Origin of the sequence: Amphibacillus indicireducens, from assembly GCF_039539605.1 — a bacterium.
In the GTDB taxonomy this organism is placed as follows: domain Bacteria; phylum Bacillota; class Bacilli; order Bacillales; family Amphibacillaceae; genus Amphibacillus; species Amphibacillus indicireducens.
The window spans coordinates 38696-49220 of sequence record NZ_BAABDL010000123.1 but is presented as its reverse complement, the minus strand read 5'-3'; the positions used below and the strand labels follow the sequence as shown (position 1 = coordinate 49220).

Here is a 10525-nt window from a genome sequence, read left to right as displayed (position 1 = left end):
AATAGTGATACAATTTACTGTATCAAAGCTTCTCAAACTTACCTTTCAGAAAGTAGCTGCAAAACTAACGTAAAGTTGGTGAAAAAATTTAGACCTGATTTAGTTAGTTTATCACGATTCGAAGAAGTTCAACTCCTTTGAATCGTGATTCTTTATTTTAAAAAATTATTTCTCTTTACAGCTGGATGATAGACATTTATCGTTTTTTCATGGATAATGACATATCATATAGGGTAAATTCAGATTAAGTTAAAGTATGTTGTTTGTCAGATAGGAGTGAAGATAATGCCAAAACAAGATCAAGATTGGCAAGAAGAATATAACCGAGTAGAAGAAATCGGATTTTATATTGAAGATAAGATCAAGCGCTTAAAAAAATATATGGCGTTAATTAAAGAACGAGTGATTGGCATTCGAAAAGATTTTTGGGATGATGTGACCGTTAACTTGACCGAGTTGGATGATGCGATCGAAACGCAAGCAAGCTTGAAGCAACAAGCTGAGTTTTTATCGGAAAGAGAGCGGAGTCACGGTCAATTAGCTAATGAGTTGAATAAGCTTTTAGACTTAAAGGAAAAACCATATTTCGGGCGGATTGATTTTACCGAAAAAGGAAGTAGTGAAAGGGAACAGATCTATATTGGAACATCCTCATTGATGGATCAAAATGAGGATGATTTTCTGATTTATGATTGGCGCGCACCAATTTCGAGTATGTATTATGATTATTCACCAGGACCTGCCTCTTACCAAACAATTGATGGTGATATAGAAGGGGAGATGGAGCTGAAGCGCCAGTATGTGATCAAACAAGGCGAATTAACAGGAATGTTTGATACGGGTTTAACAATTGGTGATCAGATGCTCCAAAATGTGCTTGGCCAATTTGCGAGCTCCAAAATGGGCAGTATTGTTGCAACCATTCAACAAGAACAGAACAAAATTATTCGTAATGAAACAAGTAAGTTTCTAGTTGTTCAGGGCGTTGCAGGTAGTGGAAAGACATCGGCTGCCTTACAACGTGTTGCCTATTTGCTCTATCGCTATCGTGAGACGCTAACGGCAGATCAAATGATTTTATTTTCACCGAACCCGTTGTTTAATAGCTATGTTTCTCGAGTCTTACCTGACTTAGGTGAGCAGAATATTAAACAAATGACCTTTTATCATTATGTTGAGCAACAATTGCGTTCTCGGTTTACTGTTGAATCACCATTTGAACAGATTGAAGTTGTTTTTTCTGAAACGGAAACAGATACATGGTCCCGATTATCAGGGATACGCTATAAATCGAGCGAACATTTCCTTAATCGAGTAGATACGTATTTGAAAGAATTGTTGAATGATGGATTTCAGTTTAGAAATATTCGTTTCCGTGATCAAATTATTTTCACGAAAGATGAGCTTGCGAAGTCTTTTTATCAGTTCCCTGAACATGTGTCAATTCAGCTGCGTTTAGAAAAAGTTGCAGAAATGATTTTGGAAAAACTCACTCAGCTAGAGCGTAAATGGGTTAAAGAAGACTGGGTTGAGGATGAAGTTGAATTATTAGATAAGGAAGAACTTCAAGATGTATTTGCTAAAATGGAAAATCAAGTCCGTGAACAACTCGAAGATTATCAGCAAGCGGATCTTGAGTTATCTTATTTAAAACGAAAAGTGGTTAAACGAAGAGTGAAGCCGTTGCGGGATAAAATTAAACAGTTTGCTTTTGTCAATACGAAGCGGACATATATGCAATTATTTGATCAAACGGACCCTGGTCAAGGGTTAACGGAGCAAGACTGGTTGAAGTTGGCTAGGTTTACGAAGGAGAGTTTTAAGGCTAATAATCTAACGTGGGAAGACGCAACGCCATTTCTTTATTTTGAAAAAATGATTGTCGGATTTGAAGAAAATCGTGCAATTAAACATATCATCCTAGATGAAGCACAAGACTACTCAACGTTCCAACTCCGCTATTTAACGTATATTTATCCAAATAGTCGGATGACATTGTTAGGAGATGTTAATCAAGCGATTTATTACCATAGTTTAACCGATAATATTTTAACTGAGGGCGCGATTGAAAAAACTGAGCAAATTAAATTAATGAGAAGTTATCGATCGACACAGCCAATTGTTGAGTTCACCCGTGCTTTTATTGAAGATGGGAACCAAATTGAACCATTTAATCGTGATGGAAATAGACCAATTGTCTATGAGCTAGATAATGATACGATCGCTGAGTATAAGCTATATGATTGTATTGATAACTACTTGAATCGTAAATACCCGCATATTGCGGTGATTACAAAAACAATGGATGAAGCACGAGAGTTAGCGGAATTGTTGTCAAAATCATATGAACAAGTTCAGTTAATTGATCAAGAAACGCATACATTTAAAGAAGGAATCCATGTCATTCCTGTTTATTTAGCAAAAGGGATTGAGTTTGATGGCGTGATCGTTTATGATGCATCAGCACATCAATATCTAAATGAATTGGAGCGTTACATTTTATACACTGCTTGTACACGAGCAATGCATGATTTGACCTTAATTGCGATTGGCGGGATGTCACGTTTTATTAAAGAAGTGCCGACGTCGTTGTATGAGTTTTATCGTGTTCATGAAATTAGCCCGGAATAAAAAAATAGCCTTTGTCACTTATTAACAAGGACAAAGGCTATTTTTTTACTTATGAGTTGATTTCATAATACAAAAATCTAATTAAAAACACGAATGATTACAAATTAAAATTCAATATCATACGTAAATAAAGAAGCCCAATCAAGTGATTGGAACGGCAGGCGGCGACTCCAGCGGGAACAGATCGCGTCCGAAGATCCAGTGATAAAAGCTTGGAAAGCTTTTATCAATTAGCTGAGGCCGATCCCGCGGAAAGCGTCCGCCTAGAGTGGAAATCACGAGTGCTAGCTCTAACTCAATTGTTCGTGTTTTATACTCAAATAAGTAATTATGAAATTCATTCTTATAGCATTAATAATAAACTTAAAGCCATTACCGCCATACCAGAAATTACACCATAAATCGATGTGTGCGTTTCATCATAACGCTTAGCGGCAGGAATTAATTCATCAAGTGAAATAAACACCATAATTCCTGCTACACTGGCAAAAATAACGCCAAAAAGTGTCTCTGTTAAGAACGGCATTAATAATAAATAGGCAATAATTGCTCCAGCAGGCTCAGCTAAGCCTGATAAAAACGACAGTTTGAATGCTTTTCGTTTACTGCCAGTTGCATAATAAATCGGAACTGAAACAGCAATCCCCTCTGGAATATTATGAATCGCAACAGCGATTGCAATTGGAATTCCTAAAGCAGGGTCTTGAAGCGTCGCTGTAAATGTTGCAATTCCCTCGGGAAAATTATGAATCGCAATTGCTAGTGCTGTGAATGTTCCTATTTTTAATAGTTTCTTATCTTTAAGTGTTGAAGGTTTTTTCGCCATATCTTCAACCTTTTTAACTTCATGCGGATTACCTTCCTGTGGAATTAACTGGTCAATTAAACCGATTAAAAACATTCCGCCAAAGAAACTAATTACAGTAATCCATGAGCCTTGTACTTCGCCCAGTTCACCGACTAAAGTATCTTTTGCTTTAAAAAAGATCTCAACCATTGATACGTAAATCATGACACCTGCTGAAAAACCAAGTGCAAATGAGAGAAATTTGGTATTCGTTGTTTTGGTGAAGAATGCAAGCAAACTCCCGATCCCTGTTGCTAAACCTGCAAATAAAGTTAAGCCAAAAGCAAGCAGTATATTTCCATCCATCATAAAAATCCCTTCTTTTCTGAAAAATCATTGTTGAATTAAGTGCTCCCTAAGGTCAGCTTTTTAGTAACATATTAACTATTAATGTTCGGTACACCTAAAAAGTTTCCCTAGACCAACTTTTTAACCTACGTCCATTTTAAAACGCTCATACAAAAAAAGCAACTGTTTTCAATTGATTTAATGAAAAATTAATAATCTAATCGAAAGATTGGTCTGGCTATGCTATGATACAGGTAGAAAATTCAAAAAGACTGAAGGAGTGCTAAATTGAAAAAGCAACAGTTTGTTTTTGTTCTTATTTTATTCTTAATTATAATCTTAAGTGCTGGTTGTACGAGCAAGAATAATAATGTCGCTACACTTAGAGTCAACCAAGATTCTAATTATGTTGAAACATTTGAAGATCTGAGCTTAGGAAACATATTTGATTTTGAATTTACCTTACCAGAAGCGGAAAATAAGTGGGTCAATCTTTGGGTGGACAGCTATGTAGATGGAGTTAAACAAGCTGATCCGTTAATTAGCTTAAATTATGGAAATAGTTTAAATGAAGCGGATGAAGGACATTTGGGATTTGCGCTAGTTACTTTAGATTCAGCTGATCTACTAGCGATCCTATACGCTCCAGGAGTAAGCGGTCGTGGAGTTATTGAGCGCAACCCCCAAGAGGGAGTAATCAGTTCTTTTGAAATTATAAATGAGCAGGAGTCGATTGAAATAAAAACTGGCGAACCTACAATTTTAGCCGTGTACAGGGAAACAACCAATCATTCAATCAGGACGGTTAATTTAAAGGATGCAGCATCAGTTGAACAAATAATTAAACAAGATGATTTAGTGTACTTATTAAAAATCAAAATAGAAGAAGAATAGGTCAATAATCAAATAAAAAACGCTTAGATTTTGGTCTAAGCGTTTTGTTGTTGACTATTTTAGTAATGAAGCAGCTGCTTCATCAATCACAATTGTTACGTGCGGGTGTTTTTGTAAAATCGAAGCGGGGAAGTCTTCAGTTACTTCACCTTCAACTAATCGCTTAACCGCCTCAGCCTTATTCTCACCTGAAGCAAGTAAAATAATTTCTTTACTTTCCATAATTGTTTCGATCCCCATTGTAATTGCTTGAGTCGGAACATCTGCTTTATTTTCAAAGAACCGCGCATTTGCCTCAATCGTCTCTTCAACTAAATCCGTCCGTTGTGTCCGACTCGTAAATGACGTACCCGGCTCATTAAAGGCAATATGTCCATTCACACCTAGACCAAGAATCTGTAAATCAATCACACCAGTTTTCTTAATCAAAGCCTCGTAATCCAAACATTCCTGCTCAATATCAGCCGCAACCCCATTTGGTAAATGCGTTCGATTCGGATCAATATCGATCTGATCAAATAATTTTTCTTTCATAAAATAGTGATAACTATTTGGATCATCTCTATCAAGCCCAATATATTCATCTAAATTAAACGTCGTTACATTTTCAAAAGATACATCATGGTTTTTATTCGCCTCGATTAAATAACGATAAAGCCCTTCAGGTGTAGAGCCTGTTGCTAAACCTAGAATAGGCTGCCTGACTGACTTAACTTTCTCAATGACTTGCTTACCAGCCCATTCACTCATTTCTTGATAGTCACTTACTTTTACAATTTTCATTGGCTCACTCCTCGAAATACGATTTCCCCTTTTTTAAGGGTTAGTTTCAAATCAAAATCATCGTCCACAAGCAATAAATCTGCATCCTTACCAACTTCAATCGACCCTTTTTGATTAAAAACACCGACCTGTTTTGCTGGATTAATTGACGCCATTAAAATAATATCATGAATCGAAACACTAGGCATAGCAAAAAATTGTTTTGCCCCATCAATCATCCTCAAGATACTCCCAGCTAACGTTCCATCAGACAAAAGAGTACGGTCCTCAGTCACAACAACAGGCTGACCGCCTAATTCATAATCACCGGGTTCAAGCCCTTTTGCTCGCATCGCATCAGTAATCAAAATCAATCGCTCAGAACCAATATTTTGATAAATTAATTTTAACATGTTCGTGTCGACATGAATACCATCTGCGATAATTTCTGCCTTAATTTTTTCAAGCAAAAACGCACCACCTACAACACCAATATCACGATGACCAATTCCACTCATCGCATTACAAAGGTGCGTCACTTGATTCACCCCATGGTTAACGGCTTCTTTTATTCCTGAAAAATTCACATCCGTGTGACCGGCGGAAACATTAACGCTTGCTCGACGTAGGGCGGAAGTAAACTGGTAGTCTCGATCATGCTCTGGAGCAATTGTGACAGTTTTAATTTTATGCTTAGCAAGCTGTTGCCACCGATTAAATAAGTCTAAATCAGGCTTAATAATATACTCTAACGGCTGTGCTCCGGCTTTTGATTTTTCAATAAATGGTCCTTCGAGATGAATACCGATCATCTCAGCACCTGTGTCAATATTTTGATACTGGCCAAGATTTGTTAGTGCACGTTCAATCTTATCTGTCGACTGCGTGATCGTTGTCGCAAGAAAACTCGTTGTTCCTTCAGAGACGAGGTAATTTGCCATCGTCTCGATTGCTTCTGGTGTTGCATCCATCACATCAGCACCATTTGCTCCGTGGATATGAGTATCGATAAAACCAGGGATTAAGTTTAAGTTGTTCGCATCGATCATTTTAATTGGTTCGTTAAAATCATTCGGAAGATCATGATAAATCTGCTCAATTTTTCCGTTTTTGATTAAAAGATGACCAATCATCATTTCCTGCTCGGTATAAATTTTTGCGTTTATTATTAGCATCATTTTTCACCAACTTAGTGTAGTCTTCCTTTATTATTATGACATTTTAAGATGAAAAAATCACCACAAATGTGGTGATTAATCATGACGTTGATAATAAGTTTTTAATTTCGGCACAATTAGGGAGGCAATGACTGCACCGATCACACTACTGATCAAAAATCCAGGTACAAAAGCGAGTACACCGACACTTTGACCCATAATCAGTCGTGCAACAGGTATTGAAAGCAGTGACCCAACAATTCCGGTTCCGACAATCTCTCCAATTACTGCAGAGCTTGTTTTCTTACGGTAACGATAAAAGATTCCGGCCAGTAATGCGCCTGCCATTCCACCTGGAAAAGCGAGTAATGTACCAAGACCTAATGCATTGCGAACAAGCCCAATTCCAAACGCGATAATGACTGTCGGAATTGGACCAAGAATAACGGCACTAATCACATTAATCGCGTGCTGAACAGGGTAGGCTTGCGCAATCCCAGTTGGAAACCAGAGAAAGCTCGCCCCGACGACACCAATGGCAATAAAGGCCGCAATCAGTGTCAATTGATTTGTTTTTTTCATAAAAAATAGTCCTCCTTTTATTGTTGCGTTGACTAAAAGCTGTCAATTGCAGCGAAAGAAGAACCTGATAGGCTAAAGAAGTGCTACTTCCCTCCGCTAGTATGAACTAGATCAGGTTCAAAAGGGTTAGAAAGATTGAATTCTTTCCTCTCAGCCGATCCGATCGGCACCCCTAGTAGTCAAAGCTATTGAATTAACTCAACGATAACACGTCTAACATAAAATTACAAGTTGATACACTCAGGTTGTAACTAACCATTAATTGCTCTACCATGAAGCATTAACAAAAAGAACAGGACCAATAAAGAGAACGATAAGATTAAAAAATGAATCGTTGTTATTAAAGGATTTTTTGATCGAAACCCAAGTATGATCCCAATAATGGATAAAATAACTGTTGCTCCCAATAAAGGAATGACAGATAAATCTGTAAATCGGATGATGACAAAAATGATCATACAGACAAATGCTATAAGTATCGAGTATTTGCTGTTTTTCACCAAAAGATCAGCTCCTTAAAGGTTATAACTCATACAATTAATATGAGTGATGATTCAAAAAAAGGCAAAGGTTATTTTAAGGGAGTCATTATTCCCTTCAAAGCAAACAGCTCTCTGTGATAGAACTCGCATCAGACTAAGCTTTACTTTGCTTCAATAATCGCAAACCATTTAAGATCACTAAAATCGTTGATCCTTCATGAAAAACAACACCCAACGGCAAACCTAGCCAACCAAAAATATTTAAACCAATCAATGAGACAATCACTACAATTGAAAAAATCACGTTTTGAATAATAATTTTATTTAACTTTTGACTTAGCTTAAAACTATAAAGCAATTTCGCTAAATTATTTTTCACAATCACTACGTCTGCTGACTCCATCGCTACAGATGAGCCACTGCCCATTGCGATCCCAATATCAGCATTAGCTAGTGCTGGTGCATCATTAATCCCATCACCGATCATGCCAACAACCTGCCCCATTGCCTGATTTTCTTGGACAAATTTTATTTTGTCTTCAGGTGAGCAATTGGCAAAATAGTCATCAACATTCACTTCGTTGGCGACTTTCTTGGCAACCATTTCATTGTCACCAGTAATCAATGAGACTTTAATCTTTTCAGCTTGGAATCCAGCTACAGCTTCAGCAGATTCATCGCGAATCTGATCGGCGAGGGTAAAGTAGCCGACAATTTGATCGTCGATGCCAACAAAAACGGTCGTGTAGCCAGCTGTGATTTTACCACGATAGTTGTCTGGATCATTGTACGTGTCAAAGATCGAAGGCTTACCAACAATTATCTCGCCTTTTTTAATCCCAGAACCAGCAATTTCTTCGACAGGCTCTCGCTGATCGACCGAATCAAGATCAATATCTTTAAAAGCAGCTACGATCGCATCAGCAATTGGGTGAGTCGATTGCTGCTCAATATAAACAACTTCTTTTAAAATCTCTCGATCCATTTCATGTTCAATCACTTGAAATTCACCAAACGTTAATGTTCCAGTTTTATCACTATATAAAATGTCCATCGAGCTAAGCGCCTCCATCGCCGCGCCACCCTTAAAGAGAACACCATTTTTGGCACCGTTACTAATCGCACTCAGTGTCGCAGGTGTGGCCGACGCGACTAAGGCACAAGGGCTGGCAACGGTTAATAAGACCATTCCGCGATAAAACGCTTCTTGAAAATCGAGGTCGATAAAATAATATAGGATCGCAATAAAAATTGGTACGACAATTAAGACGGTCATCACATATTTTGATTCGATCCGATCGATAAATTTGGCAACTTTCGATGGGCGATTTTGCGCTTCTTCAACCATACGAATAATATTTGAAAAAACAGTTTCATGACTTAATTTTGTCACCAATAAATGAAACACATTGCCTTCGTTGATTGTTCCGGCAAAAACATGATCATCTGCTTTCTTTTCTACAGGTATAGATTCTCCAGTTAAAGCAGCCTCACTAATCATTGAGTCGCGATCGGTTTTACCATCAATCGGAATTTGTGCCCCTTTTGAAACGATCACAAGATCACCAATTGCTAAGTCGTCAGTTGGTACTTCAACAACATCACCATTTGGCTTCAATACTTGTGCAACGGTTGGAACTTGTGCCATTAACTCAGAGATTGCGCTTGTTGATTTGTTTGAAGCGTAATCTTCTAAAACCTCAGCTCCCGCAAAGATTAATAACAGCATTGCACCTTCAGATTCATAGTTAATCAACATTGCGCCAATTGCGGATAAGATCATTAATAAGTCGACGTTAGGGGATTTGGATTGAATTGTATCAACCAGAGCATTTTTAGCAGCAAAAAATCCTAAAAAGAAAATGGCAATGTAGAAAGCAAAACGACTATAGGGACTATTAATCAAGATTAAACTAAAACCTAAAACAGCCATGAAGGTACCGATAAGCAAAAACTGCCCATTCCTATTTCTGATTAAAAACTTTAACATTTAACAACATCCTCTCCTGATGAAATAGTAATCACTTAGTTTGGATTTCATTCGTTCTTTTCGCTAATTAAAAATTAAATCACTCCCTTTAAATAATAAAAAAGGGCACACCTATGGGACAGTAGTTACTGTCTCACAGATGTGCCCTTGGATAGACGCACTCTGCTGTCACAACTTTGTGACCGGGCTGCATAAACTAAAAACACATTTTGCAGCTTGCTCAGATTCAAAATGATCTCGCGTTCATTTATATGTGAAACGCTGAGATATAATTTAATTGATAAATTTATCATACAATTCTTCATAGAGAATGTCAAATACTTTACAAAGAATTTTTAAAATCAGATGAACGCCAAATTTTTGTTCCACATCGGACAGATTTCAAGTTAAGTGGACAAAGTATGTCCGAAGTTGGTCCTACAACGGAATATTCATTTGGCAATCTCAAACATTTGTCCGAACTAAAAAAATTAAACAATTGAGTCAATTTTATAATACAAAAATCTAATTAAGAACACGAACAATGACGAATAAAAACACAATATCATACGTAAATAAAGAAGCCTAATCAAGTGATTGAAACGGCAGGCGGCGACTCCAGCGGGAACAGATCGTGTCCGAAGATCCAGTGATAAAAGCTTGGAAAGCTTTTATCAATTAGCTGAGGCCGATCCCGCGGAAAGCGTCCGCCTAGAGTGGAAATCACCGCGTTACCTGCAACTCAATTGTTCGTGTTTTATAGCCAATTAAGTCATTATGAAATTCATTCAATTGTAATCAAAAATCGATTCATCACTGTTAAGGTCGTTGTCAAGCAATTAATAATATATAAGCCAACTATCTTGAATTCGAGATAATTATCAGTTATAATTAAATTAACAGAACAATAGGA

The 10525-nt window shown here is 37.3% G+C and carries 7 protein-coding genes and 2 riboswitches; of the genes, 2 read left to right on the top strand and 5 right to left on the bottom strand.

What is annotated here, in order from left to right; genetic code table 11:
- Positions 1-285 precede the first annotated feature (285 nt).
- Complete coding sequence (gene helD / locus ABD814_RS11540; protein WP_344913301.1) at positions 286-2631, top strand: RNA polymerase recycling motor HelD; 2346 nt, start codon at positions 286-288, stop codon at positions 2629-2631.
- A 343-nt stretch (positions 2632-2974) separates the two neighbouring features.
- On the opposite strand, the gene zupT is transcribed toward helD, so the two are convergent.
- Positions 2975-3784, bottom strand: a complete 810-nt coding sequence (gene zupT / locus ABD814_RS11535; RefSeq protein WP_344913305.1) for a zinc transporter ZupT — start codon at positions 3782-3784, stop codon at positions 2975-2977.
- A gap of 270 nt (positions 3785-4054) precedes the next feature.
- On the opposite strand from zupT, the gene ABD814_RS11530 reads away from it, so the two are divergent.
- On the top strand, positions 4055-4660 hold the full coding sequence (locus ABD814_RS11530) for a hypothetical protein (RefSeq protein ID WP_344913299.1): 606 nt from the start codon (positions 4055-4057) through the stop codon (positions 4658-4660).
- A 54-nt stretch (positions 4661-4714) separates the two neighbouring features.
- Here the strand turns inward: ABD814_RS11530 and nagB are convergent, their stop codons facing one another.
- The 4 genes from nagB to ABD814_RS11510 form a co-directional block, all read right to left on the bottom strand.
- On the bottom strand, positions 4715-5443 hold the full coding sequence (gene nagB, locus ABD814_RS11525; RefSeq protein WP_344913297.1) for a glucosamine-6-phosphate deaminase: 729 nt from the start codon (positions 5441-5443) through the stop codon (positions 4715-4717).
- The gene (gene nagA / locus ABD814_RS11520) at positions 5440-6597 is read right to left on the bottom strand and encodes an N-acetylglucosamine-6-phosphate deacetylase (protein ID WP_344913295.1); all 1158 of its coding nucleotides are present in this window, start codon (positions 6595-6597) and stop codon (positions 5440-5442) included. The genes nagB and nagA overlap by 4 nt, the downstream gene beginning before the upstream one ends.
- 78 nt (positions 6598-6675) lie before the next feature.
- Positions 6676-7161, bottom strand: coding sequence for an energy coupling factor transporter S component ThiW (thiW, locus tag ABD814_RS11515; protein ID WP_344913293.1), 486 nt, complete (start codon positions 7159-7161; stop codon positions 6676-6678).
- 71 nt (positions 7162-7232) lie between these two features.
- Positions 7233-7345, bottom strand: a riboswitch (TPP riboswitch).
- Between the two features lie 452 nt (positions 7346-7797).
- Positions 7798-9633, bottom strand: coding sequence for a heavy metal translocating P-type ATPase (locus tag ABD814_RS11510; protein WP_344913291.1), 1836 nt, complete (start codon positions 9631-9633; stop codon positions 7798-7800).
- 126 nt (positions 9634-9759) lie between these two features.
- Positions 9760-9868: riboswitch (NiCo riboswitch) on the bottom strand.
- Positions 9869-10525 lie beyond the last annotated feature (657 nt).

Coding starts and splice junctions, on each gene's coding strand:
- helD (WP_344913301.1), top strand. CDS start 286: ATGCCAAAACAAGATCAAGATTGGCAAGAAGAATATAACCGAGTAGAA.
- zupT (WP_344913305.1), bottom strand. CDS start 3,784: ATGGATGGAAATATACTGCTTGCTTTTGGCTTAACTTTATTTGCAGGT.
- nagB (WP_344913297.1), bottom strand. CDS start 5,443: ATGAAAATTGTAAAAGTAAGTGACTATCAAGAAATGAGTGAATGGGCT.
- nagA (WP_344913295.1), bottom strand. CDS start 6,597: ATGCTAATAATAAACGCAAAAATTTATACCGAGCAGGAAATGATGATT.
- thiW (WP_344913293.1), bottom strand. CDS start 7,161: ATGAAAAAAACAAATCAATTGACACTGATTGCGGCCTTTATTGCCATT.
- ABD814_RS11510 (WP_344913291.1), bottom strand. CDS start 9,633: ATGTTAAAGTTTTTAATCAGAAATAGGAATGGGCAGTTTTTGCTTATC.